This is a genomic window from Bacillus sp. mrc49 (assembly GCF_002803435.1).
This window is the reverse complement of the sequence record NZ_PHNG01000407.1, coordinates 1-311: the sequence shown is the minus strand read 5'-3', so window position 1 is coordinate 311 and position 311 is coordinate 1. Positions and strand designations below refer to the sequence as shown.

Annotated in this window: 1 protein-coding gene; it reads right to left on the bottom strand. The window is 46.9% G+C overall.

Annotation, left to right across the window (positions count from 1 at the left end):
- Positions 1-311: DJ-1/PfpI family protein (locus tag CVN76_RS02525; protein ID WP_198512446.1), on the bottom strand; the 311-nt coding region annotated here is incomplete at both ends.

Here is a 311-nt window from a genome sequence, read left to right as displayed (position 1 = left end):
TTTCCATATCATCCTTAATGCCAGGCGTACTTGTTACATTCTTGCCAGCTAGAATTTTTGCGGAGATCAGCACCCAGCCAGCATGGCAAATTTGCCCGATCGGTTTTTTAGATTCTTCCATGCTTTGGATTAGTGAAATCACTTCAGGGAACCGACGGATTTTGTCAGGGGCCCAACCGCCCGGTACGAGAATCGCATCATAATCTTCCGCTTCGATGCTCCCGTAATCATAATCGGATACGGCGGGTTCACCATATTTTCCAATGTATTTTTCATTCGCCTTCTCTCCAGCAAGATGAACGATCGCACCC